At 69.2% G+C, this 18,622-nt stretch carries 18 protein-coding genes and 1 pseudogene; 4 read left to right on the forward strand and 15 right to left on the reverse strand.

What is annotated here, in order from left to right; all coding sequences use genetic code 11:
* Positions 1-25: 25 nt before the first annotated feature.
* Positions 26-2,782 carry a DNA gyrase subunit A gene (gene gyrA / locus MBEBAB_RS06085; protein WP_021697066.1) on the reverse strand — a complete coding sequence of 919 codons (2,757 nt, stop codon included), beginning with the start codon at positions 2,780-2,782 and terminating at the stop codon, positions 26-28.
* Positions 2,783-2,929: 147 nt separating this feature from the next.
* Here gyrA and MBEBAB_RS06090 point away from each other — a divergent pair, with 147 nt between their 5' ends.
* Positions 2,930-3,547: a superoxide dismutase family protein gene (locus MBEBAB_RS06090; RefSeq protein WP_021697067.1), complete on the forward strand. Its 618-nt coding sequence runs from the start codon at positions 2,930-2,932 to the stop codon at positions 3,545-3,547.
* On the opposite strand, the gene MBEBAB_RS06095 is transcribed toward MBEBAB_RS06090, so the two are convergent.
* The 14 genes from MBEBAB_RS06095 to MBEBAB_RS15055 all read right to left on the reverse strand — a co-directional run bounded on the left by MBEBAB_RS06095 (position 3,544) and on the right by MBEBAB_RS15055 (position 14,494).
* The gene (locus MBEBAB_RS06095) at positions 3,544-4,191 is read right to left on the reverse strand and encodes a DMT family transporter (protein WP_306301999.1); all 648 of its coding nucleotides are present in this window, start codon (positions 4,189-4,191) and stop codon (positions 3,544-3,546) included. The two genes, MBEBAB_RS06090 and MBEBAB_RS06095, sit on opposite strands and share 4 nt — an antisense overlap.
* Positions 4,137-4,454: an EamA family transporter gene (locus MBEBAB_RS18310; protein WP_306302000.1), complete on the reverse strand. Its 318-nt coding sequence runs from the start codon at positions 4,452-4,454 to the stop codon at positions 4,137-4,139. Before MBEBAB_RS18310 ends, MBEBAB_RS06095 begins: the two co-directional genes overlap by 55 nt.
* Before the next feature lie 345 nt (positions 4,455-4,799).
* Positions 4,800-5,276: a single-stranded DNA-binding protein gene (gene ssb / locus MBEBAB_RS06100; protein ID WP_045318942.1), complete on the reverse strand. Its 477-nt coding sequence runs from the start codon at positions 5,274-5,276 to the stop codon at positions 4,800-4,802.
* 93 nt (positions 5,277-5,369) lie between these two features.
* On the reverse strand, positions 5,370-5,771 hold the full coding sequence (locus tag MBEBAB_RS06105) for a hypothetical protein (protein ID WP_021697070.1): 402 nt from the start codon (positions 5,769-5,771) through the stop codon (positions 5,370-5,372).
* Positions 5,771-6,445, reverse strand: a complete 675-nt coding sequence (locus MBEBAB_RS06110; protein ID WP_021697071.1) for a hypothetical protein — start codon at positions 6,443-6,445, stop codon at positions 5,771-5,773. The genes MBEBAB_RS06105 and MBEBAB_RS06110 overlap by 1 nt, the downstream gene beginning before the upstream one ends.
* An 86-nt stretch (positions 6,446-6,531) precedes the next feature.
* Entirely contained in the window at positions 6,532-7,167 is a 636-nt protein-coding gene (locus MBEBAB_RS17385; protein WP_242397105.1) for a hypothetical protein, read from the reverse strand.
* Complete coding sequence (locus tag MBEBAB_RS17390) at positions 7,134-7,580, reverse strand: hypothetical protein (RefSeq protein WP_242397106.1); 447 nt, start codon at positions 7,578-7,580, stop codon at positions 7,134-7,136. The genes MBEBAB_RS17385 and MBEBAB_RS17390 overlap by 34 nt, the downstream gene beginning before the upstream one ends.
* Entirely contained in the window at positions 7,580-9,238 is a 1,659-nt protein-coding gene (locus MBEBAB_RS17395; protein ID WP_242397107.1) for an NHL repeat-containing protein, read from the reverse strand. Before MBEBAB_RS17395 ends, MBEBAB_RS17390 begins: the two co-directional genes overlap by 1 nt.
* A 69-nt stretch (positions 9,239-9,307) precedes the next feature.
* Entirely contained in the window at positions 9,308-10,144 is an 837-nt protein-coding gene (locus MBEBAB_RS06120) for a flagellin (RefSeq protein ID WP_021697073.1), read from the reverse strand.
* A gap of 134 nt (positions 10,145-10,278) precedes the next feature.
* On the reverse strand, positions 10,279-10,524 hold the full coding sequence (locus MBEBAB_RS17400; protein WP_021697074.1) for a flagellar protein FlaG: 246 nt from the start codon (positions 10,522-10,524) through the stop codon (positions 10,279-10,281).
* A gap of 127 nt (positions 10,525-10,651) precedes the next feature.
* Complete coding sequence (locus MBEBAB_RS06130; protein WP_021697075.1) at positions 10,652-11,482, reverse strand: flagellin; 831 nt, start codon at positions 11,480-11,482, stop codon at positions 10,652-10,654.
* A gap of 355 nt (positions 11,483-11,837) precedes the next feature.
* Entirely contained in the window at positions 11,838-12,308 is a 471-nt protein-coding gene (locus tag MBEBAB_RS06135) for a hypothetical protein (protein WP_021697076.1), read from the reverse strand.
* Positions 12,305-12,823, reverse strand: a complete 519-nt coding sequence (locus MBEBAB_RS06140) for a tlde1 domain-containing protein (RefSeq protein WP_021697077.1) — start codon at positions 12,821-12,823, stop codon at positions 12,305-12,307. The genes MBEBAB_RS06135 and MBEBAB_RS06140 overlap by 4 nt, the downstream gene beginning before the upstream one ends.
* Before the next feature lie 237 nt (positions 12,824-13,060).
* The gene (locus MBEBAB_RS15055) at positions 13,061-14,494 is read right to left on the reverse strand and encodes a DUF2793 domain-containing protein (RefSeq protein WP_021697078.1); all 1,434 of its coding nucleotides are present in this window, start codon (positions 14,492-14,494) and stop codon (positions 13,061-13,063) included.
* Positions 14,495-14,681: 187 nt separating this feature from the next.
* Between MBEBAB_RS15055 and MBEBAB_RS17955 the strand changes: the two genes are divergently transcribed.
* The 3 genes and pseudogenes from MBEBAB_RS17955 to scpA all read left to right on the forward strand — a co-directional run.
* Positions 14,682-15,314 carry a methylmalonyl-CoA mutase family protein gene (locus MBEBAB_RS17955; RefSeq protein WP_158332122.1) on the forward strand — a complete coding sequence of 211 codons (633 nt, stop codon included), beginning with the start codon at positions 14,682-14,684 and terminating at the stop codon, positions 15,312-15,314.
* Positions 15,307-16,116 (forward strand): methylmalonyl-CoA mutase family protein, encoded by an 810-nt coding sequence (locus MBEBAB_RS17960; protein ID WP_148291454.1) that lies wholly within the window; start codon positions 15,307-15,309, stop codon positions 16,114-16,116. The genes MBEBAB_RS17955 and MBEBAB_RS17960 overlap by 8 nt, the downstream gene beginning before the upstream one ends.
* A pseudogene (scpA, locus tag MBEBAB_RS06155) lies at positions 16,113-18,236 on the forward strand (methylmalonyl-CoA mutase); the annotation flags it as partial. The gene MBEBAB_RS17960 and the pseudogene scpA, both read left to right, overlap by 4 nt.
* Between the last annotated feature and the right edge of the window lie 386 nt (positions 18,237-18,622).

Raw genomic sequence — 18,622 nt, forward strand, 5'->3', positions numbered from 1 at the left:
CCGGCCACGGCCGTGTCCGACCGTTCTATTCCTCGGCGCCGCCCTCGTCGCCGTCCTCGACGCCGTCATCACCCGACACTTCCGCCAGGCGCTCGACCGAAACGACCTTCTCGCCGTCGGCGGTGCGGAAGATGGTGACCCCCTGGCTGGACCGGCCGACGATGCGGACCTGATCGACGCGCGTGCGGATCATCTGACCGCGCGAGGTGACCATCAGCAGTTCGTCGCTGTCCTCCACCGGGAAGGCGGCGGTCAGGCGGGCGCCCGCGCGGCCGCCCAGGCCGTGGGCCGTCAGCCCCTGCCCGCCCCGACCGGTGCGGCGATACTCATAGGCCGAGGACCGCTTGCCGAAGCCGGTGTCGGTGACCGTCAGGATGAACTGCTCGGCAGCCCCCAGCTCGGCGATGCGCTCGACCGACAGCGCGGCCTCGGCCACCGTCTCGTCATCGGCGTCCGGAACGGTCGCTTCATCCTCGTCGCCCGCGGCCCGGCGCATGGCGTTGGCGTGCTTGACGTAGGCGGCCCGCTCTTCCGGCGTGGCGTCCACGCGGCCCAGCACGGCCATGGAGATGACCTCGTCCTCGTCCTGCAGACGGACGCCGCGCACGCCGGTGGAGTCCCGGCCCTTGAACACGCGCACGTCGTCGGCCTTGAAGCGGATGGCGCGGCCCAGGGCGGTGGTCAGCAGGATGTCGTCCTCGGCCGTGCACAGGGCGACGCCGACCATGTGGTCGCCGTCCTCCAGCTTCATGGCGATCTTGCCCGCGCGGTTGACCGTCGCGAAGTCCGACAGCTTGTTGCGGCGCACGTCGCCGGACTTGGTGGCGAACATGATGTCGTAGTTGGCCCAGTCCGCCTCGTCCTCGGGCAGGGGCAGCACGTTCATGATGGAGTCGCCCGGCTCGATGGGCAGCAGGTTCACGAACGCCTTGCCGCGCGAGGTCGGCCCGCCCAGGGGCAGACGCCAGGTCTTGAGCTTGTAGGCCTTGCCGTTGGTGGCGAAGAACAGCACCGGCGTGTGGGTCGAGGCCGAGAACACGCCGACCACGGCGTCGTCGTCCTTCATGGACACGCCCGAACGGCCCTTGCCGCCGCGATGCTGGGTCCGATAGGCGTTCAGGGCCACGCGCTTGACGTAGCCGCCGTGGGTGACGCTGACGACCATCTCCTCGCGCGGGATCAGGTCCTCGTCCTCCATGTCGCCTTCGCCCTCGCCGATCACGGTGCGACGGGGCACGGCGAACTCGGCCTTCACGGCCAGCAGGTCCTCGCGGATCACGGCGATGATGTTCTTGCGGTCCGACAGCAGGGTCAGGTGGCCCTGGATCACGCCCGCCAGTTCGCGCGCCTCGCCCATGATCTCGTCACGGCCCAGGCCGGTCAGGCGAGACAGGGTCAGGGCCAGGATGGCGCGGGCCTGTTCATCGGTCAGCTGCAGCTTGTCGCCGTCGATGACGACGCTGCGCGGGTCGGCGATCAGCTCGACCAGGGCGATCATGTCGCCCACCGGCCAGGGCTTGCCCTGCAGCCGTTCGCGCGCCTCGGCCGGATCGGCGGACGAGCGGATGATGTGGATGACCTCGTCGATATTGGCCACCGCCGTGGCCAGGCCGACCAGCACATGGCCCCGGTCGCGGGCCTTGGCCAGTTCGAACTTGATGCGCCGGACCACCACTTCCTCGCGGAAGTCCAGGAACGCGTCCAGCATGGCCCTGAGGCCCATCTGTATGGGCCGCCCGTGGTTCAGCGCCAGCATGTTGACGCCGAACGAGCTCTGCAGGGCGCTCCAGCGATAGAGCTGGTTCAGCACCACGTCGCCCGGCGCGTCGCGCTTCAGCTCCACAACGATGCGCATGCCCTCGCGGCTGGATTCGTCGCGAATGTCGGCGATGCCCTCCAGGCGCTTCTCGCGCACCATCTCGGCGATACGCTCGATCAGGGTCTGCTTGTTCACCTGATACGGGATCTCGGTGATGATGATGGCCTCGCGATCCTTGCGGATCTCCTCGATGGTGGCCTTGCCGCGCACCACCACGGAGCCCCGGCCGTCCAGCAGGGCGTTGCGCGCGCCGGTGCGGCCCATGATCTCGCCGCCGGTGGGGAAGTCCGGGCCCGGCACGATCTCGAGCAGCTGGTCGTGGCCGATGTCCGGGTCGTCCAGCAGCGCCACGCAGGCGTCCACGATCTCACCCAGATTGTGCGGCGGGATGTTGGTGGCCATGCCCACGGCGATGCCGCCGGCGCCGTTGACCAGCAGGTTCGGATACCGCGCCGGCAGGACGACGGGCTCCAGCTCCTTGCCGTCGTAGTTGGGCTGGAAATCGACCGTGTCCTTGTCGATGTCGGCCAGCAGCGCCATGGCCGACGCCTGCATGCGGCACTCGGTGTATCGCATGGACGCGGGCATATCCCCGTCCACCGAGCCGAAATTGCCCTGGCCGTCGACCAGCATCAGCCCCATGGAGAACGGCTGGGCCATGCGGACCAGGGCCATGTAGACCGACGCGTCCCCGTGCGGGTGCAGCCGCCCCAGCACGTCGCCGACCACCCGCGCGCACTTCATGTAGCTGCGCTCGGGCGTCATGTTCAGTTCGTGCATCGAATACAGGATGCGGCGATGCACGGGCTTGAGCCCGTCGCGCACGTCCGGCAGGGCCCGGCTGACGATCACGCTCATGGCGTAGTCGAGATAGGAACGGCGCAGTTCGTCCTCGATGGCGATCGGCGCGATATCGTCGGTGCCGCCCGTATTCGGGGCGTCGTTCTGGCTGTCGTCGGTCAAGTGAATTCAGGCTTTTCTGACGCCCCCGGGGGGCGGGAATCGGAACGTCTTCCGTGGCCGAAACATTAGCATCCAGGGGCTTGCGTGGCAAAGCACGCCGACGCATCCAGACCCCCTGCGGCAAAGCTTTTCAAAGGGAGCCGATATATGCGCGCGAACCTTCTTCTCACCACGGTCCTTGGCATCGGCGCCCTGGGCCTCGCGGCCTGCGGCGACACCGAGCCCACGACGCCCCCGGCCCCCTCGACGGCCCCGTCAGAGACGGCGTCCGCCCCCGCGGACCAGGATCTCGTTCGGGCCACGACCACCGAGACGGGGAACGCCACCCTGATGAGCAACGATGGCGAGGAGATCGGCACGGTCACCCTCACCCAGGCGCCCACGGGCCTGCTGATGCGCGTGGAGGCCGAGGGCCTGACGCCCGGCTGGCACGGCATCCACATCCACGCCGTGGGCGACTGCGGCGACGCCGCCTTCCAGAACGCGGGCAGCCACATCAATCACAACCAGGCGCCCCACGGCCTGCTGAATCCCGAGGGACCCGACGACGGCGACCTGCCCAACATCCACGCGGGCGAGAATGGTCAGGCGCGCGCGGAGCTGTTCACCACCTCGGCCCGCATCGCCGAGAACGGTCCCGGCCAGTGGCTGTGGGACGAGGACGGCTCCGCTGTCGTCATCCACGCCAGCCCGGATGATCACCGCAGCCAGCCCATCGGCGGGGCGGGCGACCGCGTGGCCTGCGCCGTCGTTTCGCGCGGCTAGAGCCTGACCTTCGCGCCGGGGGCGACCCCGGCGCGCAGTCCCCGCTCGGCCAGGGCGACGATGGTCACCCCGAGCAGGGTCAGGGCCGCGCCGGTCAGGATCTGCACGGTCAGGACGTCCCCCATGAAGCCCCAGCCGATCAGGATCGACACCACGGGCGTGAGCAGCAGATAGGGCGTCACCCGTCCCGCCTCACGCCGCTGCACCAGCCAGAAGGCCAGGCCCGTGGCGATGACCGTGGAGATCAGGGCTCCGAAGGCCACCGCGCCCCAGGCCAGGGGCGGCGCCTCCTGCATGGCCGCAACCTGCCCCGTCTCGAAGGTCATCGAGCCCAGAAGCAGGAACACGAAGGCGGTCATGGACAGCAGCCCCTGCATCTTCATGGGGGACACGGCCCGCGTCCGCCGCGCGATGACGGTGGTCAGGGCCCAGGCCACGCTGGCGCCCACGCCGATCATGATGGCGGGCAGGTCCATGAAGGCGTGGGAGTCCAGCACCATCCAGGCGATGCCGAAGAAGGCGATCAGCATGCCCAGAACCGCCGGCACCGTGATCCGCTCGCCCAGCAACAGAAAGGCGAACAGCGCCGTCATGGGAATCCACAGCTGCAGGCTGACCGACAGCGGGCTGACGTCATTGGCCATGGAGAAGCCAGATAGATCAGGCCGAAGTGGATCGGGCCGCCCAGCACGACCAGCAGCACCAGGCTTCTCCAGTTCGGGAACGGCGGCCGCACGAACCAGGCCAGGCACACCGCCGCCAGGCCGAACCGCAGGGCGCCGGTCAGGAGGGGCGGCAGGCTCTCGGTCGCCACCTTCGCCGCGGCGTTGTTCACGCCCCAGATCACCACGATGGCGGCGATGGCGGCGATCTCGGCGACACTCAGGGCGGAACGGGACTCGGTCACAGCCTGCTCATGCCACGGGCGGCGCCCCCCCGCCCCTCACAAATCATGACCATATCTTAGGCGCCATCCTGGGGCGCTATGTTCGCGTCGCGGACGCTCACGGCTTGAGCGCAATTCAGCGCTCGTCCTTCTCCCATTGGGAGAAGGGGGACCCGCGCACCGGAGCGTAGCGGAGGTTCTGGCGCGGGGGATGAGGGTTCGGTGCCTCGCAAGACGCACCCGACCCTCACCCTGCGCGCACAGGACGGATGCTCACGCATCCGTGCGCGCAGCCCTCTCCCATAGGGAGAGGGAAGAAGCGCCCGCGCTCAAGCAGCGAGGCTCCGCGAGCCGAGCGGTAGCGCCCTAGAATGGAATATCGTCGTTGAGGTCGTAGCTTTCCTTCGGACCGGACGGCTTGTTGGCGCCGCCGCTGGAGAAGCCCGACGAATAGCCGTCGTCGTCCCGCGGGCCCGAGCCGCCGCCCTCGCTGCGGCCGCCCAGCATGGTCAGTTCGCCGCGGAATTTCTGCAGCACCACCTCGGTGGAGTATTTCTCCACGCCCTGCTGATCCGTCCACTTCCGGGTCTGCAAGGAGCCCTCGATGTAAACCGTCGAGCCCTTCTTCAGATAGTTCTCGACCACGCGCACGATGTTCTCGTTGAAGATCACCACCCGGTGCCACTCGGTCTTTTCCTTGCGCTCGCCGGTCGCCTTGTCGCGCCACTGCTCGGAGGTGGCCAGCGACAGGTTCGCGACCTTCTCGCCCGACGGAAGATTGCGGATTTCGGGGTCACGCCCCAGGTTGCCCACCAGAATGACCTTGTTGACGCTGCCCGCCATTGCTTTTTCCTTGTTCAATAAGGCCTTCCCGAAGGCGCGCGAACGCTCTCAGGAACACCATGTTCACATATTGTTCACGCCGCGTGCGTGACGTCAATCCGCCGTTTCAGGCGTCGAGGCCGGCGGGCGCTGAATGACGCCGGGAATGGCCAGACGGCCGTCCCCGGTGCGGGCCAGGGCGAAGAACCGCCCCCCCTCCAGGGTCTGGCCGAAATAGACGCCGGCCCGTTCGATGAAGATGAACTGCCCCTGATAGGAGCCCTTGATCTCGAGCACCGAGCCGCCCAGCCTCAGGAAGTTCAGCCGCATCTCCTCCAGCCGCGCGGCGCAGAACTCGATGGATTCCACATCCTCGGCCAGGACGTTGAAGCGCACCTCCTCGCCTTCCTCCACCACATGGTAGCAGACGCCCTGGTCGAACGGCGCCTCGGTGCTTGTGGAGCAGGCGGCCAGGGTCAGGCCCATCAGGGCGGCGGAAAGAAGCAGCGGTCTCATCAACGAAGCCCCGGGAACTGACAGTTGCGGTCCTGCTCGGCCAGGGTGCGGAAGCGGCTGTTGTCCTGGGACTGCTCCACCCGGCGCGGCACCAGCCGCAGGGTCAGGTCGCCCCAGCGGCCGTACTGGGCGTCTCCGGGACGCACGCAGGTGCCCGCGAACAGGGCCTGGACACAGGCGCCCTGGCTCATGCCGGCCGACAACTGACGCCACTCGCCGCCCACGTGGCGCAGACAGGGCGCGCCCGCCTGGACCGGTTGCGGCGCGGGGCCGACGGGCGAGACCTCGGGCGGAGTGATGGGCTGGGCCTCGGTCAACTCCAGCGGCGGCTCCTCGGGCGGCGGGGCGAACTGGGCGGTCGGCGCGGCGGCCAGGGCCCCGGTCTCGTCCAGACCCACGTCCAGGCCTTCGGTGGCTACGCCGTTCTGGCGGGCGCAGTCCGCCAGGGTGGCCATGCCCACGAACCGGCCGTCCACGAAACAGCGCAGCTCGCGCGTCGGTTCAAGATCGGGCGCCTCGGTCACATCCAGCTGCAGGCCCGCGCGTTCTTCCGGCGTCGTCGGCTCATCATCGCCGCCCCGCCCCATGAAGATCAGGGCGATGACCACGGCCGCCACCACGGCCAGAACGGCGCCGAGCGCCAGGATGATGCGGTTGTCGTTGGGAAACGCCATGAACCTCTCGCGGAAATCTTCCCGGCAATAACCCCCGACGCAGGCGCGCCGTCAACCAGCAAGCGAACTCCAGAGAGGGTTTTCCCCTATCCCCCCGTCAGACGGTTCAGGGCCGCCTGATAGTTGGCGATGCGGGCGGTCATATAGGCCGGCGCCTGGCCCCTCGCCTTGGTCAGGGGGTCTTCGGGTTTCAGGTCGCGATAGGCGTCGCGCACCACCTTCATGGCCGCCAGGATCGCCTCACCCGCGCGCTTCGCCGCGTCCGGGGTCGCCAGGTTCAGGGTGTTGGGCAGATCCACCCCATAGGTCGTGCGCGCGTCGTTGCCGGAGATCCGGCCGATGAAGCCGGGGCTCAGCCCCAACCCCGCCAGGGCGTCGCGCCCCGCAGCGCCCGATTTCAGGATCGCGCCCTCGCGGCCGTCACGAGCGCTGATGGACAGACGCTGCAGCCCCCCCATGGTCAGGGCGGTCTCGCCGTCCTTGCCGGTGACCTCGCCGCCTTCCGAGGCGACCGTCACCCTCAACTGCATGTTGGAGGCCTGCTCGATCTTGCGGGCCAGGGACTGCAGGGTGTCGCGCGCCTCGATGGTCACGGTCCGCGCCCGGCCGTTCGCGCCCACCACCTCGAAACGGTCACCCACACGCACCGATGTGGCGGCGGTCAGAAGCTTGGAGTCCCCCTGGGCGATCACACCGGTCGGCAGGCCAAGCCGGTCCAGCACGCTGCGCCGCCCGCCGCCACGGCGAGCGTCGCCGGAGCCGCCTGGTTGCCCGCCCCCTGCCAGACGCGGCTCCACTCCACCGCGCCGGTCTGGGCGTCCAGACGCGCGGCGTAGGCCTCGGTCGGGTCGTCCTCCAGACCGCCCAGCGGACGGTCGTGAACGCCGGTCAGCCAGACCTTGCCGTCACGAACCTGCATGTCGGCGGCGGTGTCGTCACCCGCTCCGCCGAAGAAGGTGATGCGGTCGTTGCCGTCCGCCGTCAGACTGGGGTCCAGCGACAGGACGAAAACGTCCTTGCCGCCCGCATGGGCCGTATTCACCGTCGCCCCTGATGCCAGATCCGAGTTGTGGGTGGTCCCGGCCACCACCACCCGTCCATCCGAGACCGAAAGTCCGGCGATCTCGCCGCCCATCAGGCCCAGGTCCCGCGTCGCCGCCAGGGTCGCGCGCCGGTCGGGTTCAGGGTGTAGCGCCTCAGCACGCCGCGCCCGTTCTCCACCCCGGCCACATAGAGGTCGTTGCCTTCCACCGTCACCGCCGCGACGGAGTCGTCCCCGGCGGTTCCGAACTGGGTGGTGAATTTCGAAGCCGCCGTGATCGGCGCGGTGGGATAGGCCTGGCTCTGGCTGAAGGCCTGAAGGTATCCGTCCCAGCCGCCGACGGCCGAGGCGCCGGTCATGGCCGATTTCGCCCGGCCCGCCACATAGACCGTTCCGTCATCGCCGAAGGTCACTGCGGTGGCCTCGTCGGCCGCCGTCGCGCCGCGACGCTGGGTCCACTGCTCCACACCGTCCAGATCATAGACCGTGACGAAGCTGTCCGAGACGGCGCGGTTGGCGCCCACATCACCGTTGACCAGCGCCCCGGTGACCGACCCGGCCACGGCCACGCGGCCGTCGTCAGAGATCGCCAGGGCGTAGCCCGACGCCTCGCTGGCCGCGCCCAGGGCCCGCGAGAACACCAGTCGTCCGGCGGAATCGAACTTCATCAGGGCGACGTCGCTGGTCCCCTTGATCGGCTGGGTGGCGCTCCCCTCGCTGAGATCGGCCACCATCCAGACATTGCCCTCGGCGTCCGTCTCGGTGGCCCGTATGGCGCTGATGCCCTCGGGCAGGCCGTTCTGGGACATGCGCCCGTCGACCCAGTGGGTCTCTCCGATCCCGGCGGCCGCGCCCACGCCTGCCCCGTCCGTGAACTTCAGCAGCTGGTTTCCCGCGCCCGATCCCTGCACCACATAGACCGCGTCGGCCGTGTCGGGCGCGGAGAACTCCACGGTCTCCACGGAGGATCCGCGCACCATCAGCGCCCAGCGCTCGGGACCGTCCGGCAGCTTCACCGTCTTGTCGCCCACCTGGATCGTGCGCTCCTCGGACGGAATCATCTCGCGGCCGATGCGGGTCTGGACCCCGGCGGTTTCCAGCTTGCCGTTGATGTGGCTGATGACGGCGCTCAGCGTGCGCGGCTGGGCGCCCATCTCGGCCAGATCGATGTCGATATCGACCGAGGTCTCCAGCTTGCCGATGGTCATACGGAACTGCACGTCGCCCTCGAAGGCGGCCACGGGATCGGCCAGCCCCCCCTCGTGGATCGGCCCGGTCAGGGATTTGGAGGTGTCGCGCACCACGCCGGCCGTGCTCTTGGACAGCGAACTGGAGGTCCCCTGCACCATGGAGAAGGCGTCAAACCCCGCCTGCGCCATCCAGCCGGTGACTTCGGACAGTCCGGCCTCGAATCGCTTGTCGGCCAGCGAAACCTGGGTCGTCGAGGCGCCGGGGCTTCCCGCCTGGTCCGCCAGGGCCGCCAGGGAGGCCAACCCCTGATAGAGCGTGAAAAGCTTGCCGTAGTCGGCCGAGGCGCCGGGCACGTCCAGCCGCGCGGCGCCCTCGTTGATCAGGCTGCGTCCGGCCAGGGCGGCGCGCAGGAGATCGCTCTGCTGCGCCTGGCGCGTCGTGTCCCACGGCGGAGTCGGCTGGGCCTTGAGCCGCTGCGTCGCGCCCGTGGAAAGACTGCTCGTGCCGGTAGTGAAACCGTATTGCCCGAACAGACCCAGAATGTAGCTGTTGTCGATCATGGACGCTCCAGCCTCCAGGATGCGCCCGACGCAGCAAACGAAGGCTTAAGCGTCAGCCCGAAATCGTGCTTAACCGCCGCGGAACAGCGACAGGATCACCTGCGGGGCCTGGTTGGCGATGGACAGGGCCTGCACGCCCAGCTGTTGCTGGACCTGCAAGGCCGTCAGCCGCGCGCTCTCCTTGGCCAGATCGGCGTCCACCAGATTGCCGATGCCCGATTCGACCGTATCCATCAGGCGCGAGACGAATCCGTTGTGCGCCTCGATCTGCTTGGCCTGCGACCCCAGGGCGCCCAGGGCCGAATTCACCTGGGAGATGGAGTTGTTCAGATCCGTCAGGGCCGCGGCTGCATCGGTCATGTTCAGCAGGTTCGAGCTGAGGGTCAGGTCGATGATGCCGCCGCCCAGGCTCAGGTCGCGGGTGCTGAGGGTGACGAAGGCGTCCGCCTCGGCGTTGGCCAGGAAGCGCACCCCGTTGGTCAGGGAGCCGTCCAGCAGATTGGCGCCGTCGAACTCGGCGTTCTGAACCGCCTGGGCGATCGATCCCAGCAAGGCCTGGAAGTCGTCGTTCAGCAGCTCCCGCGACTGCGTCTTGAGCGATTCGTCGTTGGCGGCGACGACCTTCTCCTTCAGCTGGTTCAGCAGGTCCGAGATGGTCTCTCCCGCCGAGAGGGCCACATCCGCCACCGAAGTGGCGCGATCCAGGCTCATCTGGACGGCGCTCAGGGCGCCCAGGTCCGCGCGCTGCCCCTGGGCAATGGCCCAGACCGACGCGTTGTCCTTGGCTCCCTGCACTTTCAGGCCGGTGTTCACCCGTCCCTGGACCGCTTCCAGACGTTCGTTCGTCCGGTTGAGGTTCTGAAGCGCAATCAGCGCGGATGTGTTGGTGTGAACGCTGCTGGTCATGGGTCTTCGTTCCCCGAGGATTTCTAGGGGGACGGTATCGACCGAGTCGTATGCGTATGGTTAACGCGCGCTAACCACGATATCCGCCTCGACCAGCGGTCGGGCGGTTCGGCGCTCTTGATGACCCTCGGGATTCAGGCCCGGGTGTCGATCACCGCTCCTGCGGCGTAGCCGGATTGATCTCCGATGCGGGCAACCTCATCGCGAGGCAGCTGTCGGACGACCTCTCCGGTCTCGCGGTCCAGGATCTTGTAGACGAACGCGCCCTTGGCGGCGCCCTCCTCGATCACCAGACGGTAACGCGCGAGGCGTTCGGCTTCCTCTGACGGTCCCGGATCCGCAAAATCGCCCGATGCGGACGACGATGTGGCGGGGACCACCGGAAACGAAGCGCGGCTTATCTTTGCATGTGCATCCATCCCTCATTCGCCGGTCATCAGGCCGGCGCCTCCCGATAGGCGGGAAGACGGAGGGAGCGCCCGTGGACGCTCCCTCCCCGTTCCTGGATTAGCGGAACAGTCCCAGCAGCATGGAAGTCGAGGAGTTGGCGATCGACAGCGCCTGCACACCCAGCTGTTGCTTGGTCTGCAGAGCGGTGAGTCGCGCGCTCTCCTTGGCCAGGTCAGCGTCAACCAGGTTGCCGATACCGGCTTCCAGGCTGTCCTGCAGCTTGCCCACGAAGGACAGGTGGGTGCCCAGCGCCTTGGAGCTGGTGCCCATCCGGGCCAGCGAGGCCGAGACGTTGGCGATGGAAGCGTCCACCAGAGCGAGCGAATCCGTCGCGTCGGTCGTGGTGGTGATGCTGTCCGCGGCGCCCAGGGTGACGATCGAGCCGCTGAGGCTCATGTCCTCACCAGCCACGTCGATGGTCGAGGTGCCGTCGGCCGAGGCCAGGGCCTTGTAGCCACCCGTCAGCGAGCCATCCAGCAGGTTGGCGCCGTTGAACGAGGCGTTTTCGATCACGGAGGTGATCTGGTCGCGGATCGAATCGAAATCCTCGGCCAAGGCGCTCCGCGACGCCGTCGTCAGGGTCTCGTCGGTCGCGGCCAGAGCCTTCTCTTTCAGCTGCAGCAGCAGATCGGAGATGGATTCGCCGGCGGCCATGGCCACATCGACGGTCGACTGACCGCGTTGCAGGCTTTCCTTGACGGTGTTCAGGGCGCCCATTTCGGCGCGCTGGTTCTGGGCGATGGCCCAGATGGCTCCATTGTCCTTGGCCGAATTGACCTTCTTGCCGGTGTTGATCCGGTTTTGAACGGTATTCAGCTCGGAATTGGTTTGCGAGAGGTTCTGCAGGGCGACCATAGCGCCCACGTTGGTGTTCACGCTGTTCAGCATGACGCGTCCTTTTCTTTCAAGGTGTCCGACGTCATTTTGACTGCCGGGAGCATTTTGCTCAGGCTCATTGAAGCAAGGGGCGGGCCAGTTTGAGCGCTTTGCGACAGCAATCAAACCACTGAAATCACAGCGTTATAGGTTGATTTACCACGCCCCGAACCCTGCACATTTTGCCGGTTCGCCGCCACGCCCTGCAGATTTTGCCTGCCGCCCGGCATGATTTGCCGCTCATGGGCCTGGCGCTGCGCCCATGGCCTCCAGCGTCTCCACCGCCAGCCGCCGCGCCAGGTCGCATTCCACCAGCTGGCGTCCCCGCACGATGTAGGCGGCCTCCAGGTCCGCCCAGGTCGGCGCCTCAGCCAGGGTCGCGATCGGACAGGGCCGGGTCGCCGCTTCCGGCAGGGGCGGCGGCTGGACCGGCGCAGGCGCCGGGCGCCAGTTCGCACAGGCGGCGGTCATGCTCGCGCAGGCGATCAGCGCGATCGGGATCAAGCGGTGTGGACGCATCGGGCGCGCTCCGGGCTTCATGGATGACGGGATCGGTCAGGTCTCGCAGTTCGATCACCTGACGGTGGACGGTCTCGACGCGCCGCGCCTGCGCGGTCAGCACCTCGATGTGTGCGGCCTGGGCGACGGCCTCGGCGGCCAGGCGGTCGCGCTGGTCGATCACCCGCTCCAGCCGCCGTTCGTCGGACCAGGGCAGCCAGGACCACAGCCGGTCCCACTGATGCGCGGCCAGGGCGACCGCCGCGATGATCGCCAGCACGACCGCCACGATCTTCACCCACCCGGGAATCAGCGTCCGGCCGGGAAACATCTGGATCATGGCGTCACCTCCAGCACGCTGAACGCGCCGCCGCTGATTCGCTCCCGATACGCCCGCGGCAGGACGATGCACCCGGACGATGCGTCGCCGGTCGCGTTGTCGCCGTGGATCTGGAAGGCGCTGCGTCCATGGGCGTCATGGCCGATGGGCGTCAGGTCCATGATGTGCGGGCCGGTCCGCGTGCTGGTGCGCGGCGGGCCGATGCGCCAGCGCCCGGCCGGGATGGGCCCGACGCCGCGCACCGCCTCCATGGCCGGGTTGTTCCGCCCCTCCCCGCGCCCCGAATAGCCCCGCGCCACCCAGCGTCCGTCGAAATAGAGCGCGCCTTCGGACTGGTCCCAGGACCATCCCATGGACCGGTTCAGCCTGGGCGCCGGACGGCAGCGGCGAAATCCCTCCACCAGGGCGTCGAACGCCGCCTGCGACAGCGGCCCCCAGACCCCGTCCAGATCGCCGGAGTAAAGCCCCAGGCTCCCCAGCGTCGCCTGCAGCGCGCGCGCGTCCGGGGCCCTCATGCCCGCCCCGCCAGGCGGCCAGCCCCGCCACGATGGCCTGGGCCGAGGGCGCGACGATGTAGAGGGTCTCGCGCCAGGCGTCGCGCACGATCAGCGCCACCGCCACCCACATCAGCTCCCGCGGCGCCTCCAGCCGCCACACCAGCACCGCCAGCAGGCCCAGCCCCGCCACCGTGGCCGCATAGGTATAGGCCCGGCGGAACCGCCAATCCCCTTCGGGCTGTGGATCGCGCTCCATCAGACCACCCCCGCCTGGCCGAGGTAGGCCGCCAGCGCCCCGTGCAGCGCCGCCACCTGGCCCGCGTCCAGATCCTGGCCCAGCCAGGCCGCCGCCAGGGTTCCGTTGTGGAAATTGCCCAACCGCCGCAACAGGCCGGTCGACCCACCCGCATAGCCGGTGAAGGCGCTGGCCGGCGCCCCGATCAGCACCCCGTCGTGATAGCCGGACACATGGGTCGTGCCGGTGCGGCTGACGCAGAAATGGCCCGTCACGGCGGGCGCCGCGCCGAACACGGCCAGGGCGCCGGTCCCCACCCGCGCGCTGAAATTGCCGGTCGTCGGACTGATCGCCATGGACAGGGTCTCGTCGCCGTCCACCGGCCCCAGCGGGAACTGGCTGGTCCCCGGCGATGGATTGGCCGCCACCCAGACGCCGGCCGCGAGCCCGGTCCCGCCGTCCGCCAGCGCCGAGGCGCTCAGACCTGTGTCCACCCAGGCGTCCACGCCGTCACCGGACCAGCCGAGGTCCGCCGTGAAGGCGGGACCGTTCATGGGCGTCAGGTCGTACAGCCCCGGCGTTTTCAGATTCAGCCGCCCCGCCTGTTCGTCGTGGGCCGCCGTCACATACAGCGCGCTCAGCCGCGCCCAGACCCCGGCGGCCTCCAGCGCGCTGATCAGGTCGTCGATCAGGAAGGCCCGCACCCGCCCGGGCGGGGTTTCGAAGGCCGTCAGCACATCCTGGGTCGCGGGCCGCAGCAACGCGTCCATCACCGGAAAGCCCAGCCGCCCGGTCTGACGATCGATTCGCACAGCCTCGCGCCACACGACCCCGTCGGGCGACACCTTCAGCACCAGATCGTCGTCGCCGATCAGTCCGATCTCGGCCCGCCCGGACCAGCCCGACTGGAACAGCAGCGACAGCGTCTTCGCCTCGTCCGTCTTGTTCAGCACAGAGCGCAGGTCGCCGGTGCCGCCCTCGCCCTCGGTCCGCGCGGTCCACAGCGCGCTATTCAGCTTGGCGGCGAAGGCGTTGGTCTCGTCCGAGGCCGTGCCGACGCCCAGCCCTTGCAGATCGTCCAGCCGGTCGGGGCTCCCGCCCACCTCGATCCAGCCGTCCTCGCCAAACACCACGAGCCGCTGTTCATCCGCCACGAAGGCCCGCAGACCCGGCGGCGGCGCGATCGCTGTCCAGCCGCCCGCCTCGAACCGCGCCAGCGCGCCCGGCGTCATCGCCGACCAGGCCGCGCCGGTCGCGCCGTCGGGCAGGATATAGAGCGCGCCGTCGTCCGGCGCCGCCGGCTGTTCGCTGATGGACCGGCTGACCACCGCGCACTGGACCAGGGCGTCCAGCCGCGTCAGGGCCTCGTTCAGGGTCACATGTTTCTGCATCTGCCCGGCCTGCAGATAGGGCAGGTCCAGCCTCGCGCTGGACTGGGATTCGGCTGGGATCACGCTCGCGCCTCCATGATGGATCGTGAGCGTCAGTGTGCGGGCGCCGCGAACGCGTGCGGCGAAATCGGCCTCTCGCGAGGCCCGACCCCTTGTGCGTCAATGAAGTGGGCTCGAAAAATGCGGGATTAAGGCGCGCTGTTTCGGCCCGGCTTGACGGGCCGGGCGCCCGCGGCCCATCACTCGCGCCGTGAAAAGCCTCAGCCCAGATTTCCCCGTCCCGTCCCTCGCCGACTGGCGCGCCCTCGCCGAGAAGGGCCTGAAAGGCGCGCCGTTCGAGACCCTGATCGGCCGCACCGCCGATGGTCTGGCGATCCAGCCGCTCTACGCCGCCGACCCGGACCGCGCGGTCCTGCGCGCCCGCCCGGGCCTGTCCGGCGACCGCGACCGCCCGTGGGATCTGCGCACCCTCATCGACCACCCAGAGCCCGCGCGCGCCAACGCCCTGGCCCATGACGCCCTGACCAAAGGCGCGGCCTCGCTGCTGCTGCGGCTCGATCCGGCGGGCGAGGCCGGCGTGACCGTGGGCTCGCAGGACGATCTGGCCCGCGCCCTCGACGGCGTCCTGCTCGATCTCGCCCCTGTCGCGCTGGATGCAGGCTTCATGGGCGCCGAGGGCGCCAACTGGCTGGCCGTGCTGGCCAAGGCGCGCCCGAGGCCCCCCTCGCCTTCCATCTGGACCCCCTGTCCGCCTTCGCCCGTGAAGCGCCAGCGCCGGCCCCGTCGCCGCCCACGTCAACGCCGCCGCCCAGGCCGGCGCCCGCCACGCCGGGGCCTATCCCCGCGCCAGCCTGTTCCTCGCCTCGGGCCGCTTCGTGCATGAGGCGGGCGGGACCGAGGCCCAGGAGCTGGGCGTCATGGCCGCCGCCGTGGTCGCCTATCTGCGCGCGTTGGAGGCCGCCGGGATCGCGCCTGCCGAGGGGCTGAAGCGCATCGTCCTGGGCCTGTCCGCCGACGCCCGTTATCCGGTGCAGATCGCCAAGCTGCGCGCCGCCCGCGCCATCTGGGCGCGCATCGCCGAAGCCTGCGGTTCGGATGCGCCCGCCGTGATCGAGGTCCGCTCCTCCGCCCGCATGCTGGCCGACCGGGGCGTTCACAACAATCTGCTGCGCCTGACCGCCGCCGCCTTCGCCGGAGCCGTGGGCGGCGCCCAGGCCGTGGTGCTCGACTCCTTCACCGCGCCGCTGGGCGGCGACAATCCCCTGTCCCGCCGTCAGGCCCGCAACACCCAGCTGATCCTGATGGAGGAGAGCCATCTGGGGCGCGTCGCCGACCCGGCGGGCGGCGCCTTCTTCTTCGAGCAGCTGACCGACGATCTGGCCCGCGCGGGCTGGGCCGTGTTCCAGGCCATCGAAGCCGAAGGCGGTCTGGCCGCCGCCCTCCTGTCCGGCTCGCTCGCCGACGACGTGGCCGGCGCCCGCGAGGCCCTGATCGCCTCCACCCGCGACGGCTCCGCCCCGATCCTCGGCGTCAGCCTCTATCCCGCTGACGAAGACCCCGTGACCATCGACCCGCGCCCGGCCCACGCGGTCCCCGCGCCGGATGTGCGTCAGGCCGGCGCCGACGACGCCTGCACGCCCTTCGCCCCCACCCGCCTGTCCGACCATGTGGAGGCGCACCCGTGAGCCTGCCCGACTTCACCACCCTGACCTTCGACCAGACCGGCTCGGCCGCGCCCGCCCAAGGTGACGGCTGGACCACGCCCGAAAAGATCACCGTTGATCCGGCCTACGGCGCCGCTGCGCTCGAGGGGCTCGATTTCGTCCACGGCCTGCCCGGCGTCGCGCCCTATCTGCGCGGCCCCTACCCGTCCATGTACGCCACCAACCCGTGGACCATCCGCCAGTACGCGGGCTTCTCCACGGCCGAGGCGTCCAACGCCTTCTATCGCCGCAATCTGGCGGCCGGTCAGAAGGGCCTGTCCATCGCCTTCGATCTGGCCACCCACCGGGGCTATGATTCCGATCATCCGCGCGTGGCGGGCGACGTGGGCATGGCCGGGGTCGCCATCGACTCCATCCTCGACATGCAGACCCTGTTCGACGGCATCCCGCTGGATCAGATGTCGGTGTCCATGACCATGAACGGCGCCGTCCTGCCGATCATGGCGCTCTACATCATCGCCGCCGAGGAACAGGGCGTCAGCCGCGACAAGCTGACCGGGACCATCCAGAACGACATCCTCAAGGAGTTCATGGTCCGCAACACCTACGTCTATCCGCCGGCCCCCTCCATGCGGATCATCTCCGACATCTTCGCCTACACCGCGCGCGAGATGCCGAAGTTCAACTCCATCTCCATCTCCGGCTATCACATGCAGGAAGCGGGAGCGACGGCGGACCTGGAGCTGGCCTACACCCTGGCCGACGGGGTGGAATACGCCCGCGCGGGCGTGGCCGCGGGCATGGACATCGACGCCTTCGCCCCGCGCCTCAGCTTCTTCTGGGCCATCGGCATGAACCACTTCATGGAGGTGGCCAAGATGCGCGCCGGGCGCCTGCTGTGGGCCTCGCTGATCCAGCGCGAGTTCGCGCCCAAGTCGGCCAAGTCCCTGGCCCTGCGCGCCCACTGCCAGACCTCCGGCTGGAGCCTCGCGGCCCAGGACGTGTTCAACAATGTGGCCCGCACGGCGGTGGAGGCCATGGCCGCCGCCCACGGCGGAACCCAGAGCCTGCACACCAACTCGCTCGACGAAGCCCTCGCCCTGCCCACCGACTTCTCGGCCCGCATCGCCCGCAACACCCAGATCTTCCTGCAGCGCGAAACCGGCATGACCGACAGCGCCGACCTGTGGGGCGGCTCATACTATGTGGAGCGGCTGACGAACGACCTGGCCGCCCGCGCCCTGGCCCACATCGAGGAGGTGGAGACGCTGGGCGGCATGGCGAAAGCCATCGAGGCCGGCATCCCCAAGCTGCGCATCGAGGAAGCCGCCGCCCGCACCCAGGCCCGCATCGACACCGGCCAGCAGACCGTCGTCGGCGTGAACAAATATCTCTCGGATCTGGCCGACGACATTCCGGTGCTCAAGGTGGACAACGCCGACGTCCGCGCCCGCCAGATCGACAAGCTGAAGCGCCTGCGCGCCGAGCGGGACGAGGCCGCCTGCCGGGCCGCGCTGGATGCCCTGAAGGCGGGCGCCGCCGGAAACGCCAATCTGCTGGAGCTGTGCGTCGACGCCGCCCGCGCCCGCGCCACCGTGGGTGAGATGTCCGACGCCATGGAGGCCGCCTTCGGCCGCCATGTCGCCGAGGTGAAGACGGTCAAGGGCGTCTACGCCGCCGAGGCCGGGGCCGACGCGAAACTGGCCCGCGCGCGCGGCATGGTCGCCGCCTTCGTCGAGAACGACGGCGGCCCGCCCCGCATTCTGGTCGCCAAGCTGGGCCAGGACGGCCACGACCGGGGCCAGAAGGTCATCGCCTCCGCCTATGGCGACATCGGTTTCGACGTGGACGCCGGGCCCCTGTTCCAGACTCCCGCCGAGGCCGCGAAACAGGCGGTCGACAACAATGTCCATGTGGTCGGCGCCTCGTCGCTGGCGGCGGGACACCTGACTCTGGTGCCGGAACTGAAGGCCGAGCTGGAAAAGCTGGGCCGCCCCGACATCATGATCGTGGTCGGCGGCGTCATTCCGCCCGGCGACGTGCCCGCCCTGATCGAGAGTGGGGCCGCGGCGGTCTATCCCCCCGGCACGGTCATCGCCGAGTGCGCCGTCGACCTGCTGGACAAGCTCAACGCCCGCCTCGCTACGCCCAGCCCCCCGCCGGGAAGCGCTAGATCACCGTCATCGCCGGGCCCGTCCCGGCGATCCATACGCACGGTCAGGGCGAAGGGGCCACCGGATGCGCCACCGCTTCCCGGCGCCCGATCCGTTTGTTTCCAATGGATTGGCTGCGCCGCCGTCCCTGTTTACGCCCACCCTGTTTCAGCGCCCTTATACTCCCGTCCGGCGACAGGGATCAGCGCGGGGACGTGAGACGGTGAGACTCCATTGCACTGTTTTTTTTCGCTTCAGACCGTCGCCTGCTCAACCGCACGCTCCGAACGGGATTTCGGACATTTCGGACCCTGTTTTTTCCCGGGTCTTGCACTGCAATTGCACTGTTTTTCGCGTCCAGAGTCTCATTCGGG

The sequence above is a fragment of the Brevundimonas abyssalis TAR-001 genome (genome assembly GCF_000466985.1).
Classification (GTDB): Bacteria; Pseudomonadota; Alphaproteobacteria; order Caulobacterales; family Caulobacteraceae; genus Brevundimonas; species Brevundimonas abyssalis.

What these genes read in the sequence shown, in the direction of transcription:
- MBEBAB_RS06120 (WP_021697073.1), bottom strand. Translation starts at nt 10,144, where the DNA reads ATGACCAGCAGCGTTCACACCAACACATCCGCGCTGATTGCGCTTCAG.
- MBEBAB_RS06130 (WP_021697075.1), bottom strand. Translation starts at nt 11,482, where the DNA reads ATGCTGAACAGCGTGAACACCAACGTGGGCGCTATGGTCGCCCTGCAG.
- MBEBAB_RS06105 (WP_021697070.1), bottom strand. Translation starts at nt 5,771, where the DNA reads ATGAGACCGCTGCTTCTTTCCGCCGCCCTGATGGGCCTGACCCTGGCC.
- MBEBAB_RS06090 (WP_021697067.1), top strand. Translation starts at nt 2,930, where the DNA reads ATGCGCGCGAACCTTCTTCTCACCACGGTCCTTGGCATCGGCGCCCTG.
- ssb (WP_045318942.1), bottom strand. Translation starts at nt 5,276, where the DNA reads ATGGCGGGCAGCGTCAACAAGGTCATTCTGGTGGGCAACCTGGGGCGT.
- MBEBAB_RS06110 (WP_021697071.1), bottom strand. Translation starts at nt 6,445, where the DNA reads ATGGCGTTTCCCAACGACAACCGCATCATCCTGGCGCTCGGCGCCGTT.
- MBEBAB_RS06135 (WP_021697076.1), bottom strand. Translation starts at nt 12,308, where the DNA reads ATGATCCAGATGTTTCCCGGCCGGACGCTGATTCCCGGGTGGGTGAAG.
- MBEBAB_RS06095 (WP_306301999.1), bottom strand. Translation starts at nt 4,191, where the DNA reads ATGGCCAATGACGTCAGCCCGCTGTCGGTCAGCCTGCAGCTGTGGATT.
- MBEBAB_RS17395 (WP_242397107.1), bottom strand. Translation starts at nt 9,238, where the DNA reads ATGATCGACAACAGCTACATTCTGGGTCTGTTCGGGCAATACGGTTTC.
- MBEBAB_RS17390 (WP_242397106.1), bottom strand. Translation starts at nt 7,580, where the DNA reads ATGGGCGGCGAGATCGCCGGACTTTCGGTCTCGGATGGACGGGTGGTG.
- MBEBAB_RS06140 (WP_021697077.1), bottom strand. Translation starts at nt 12,823, where the DNA reads ATGAGGGCCCCGGACGCGCGCGCGCTGCAGGCGACGCTGGGGAGCCTG.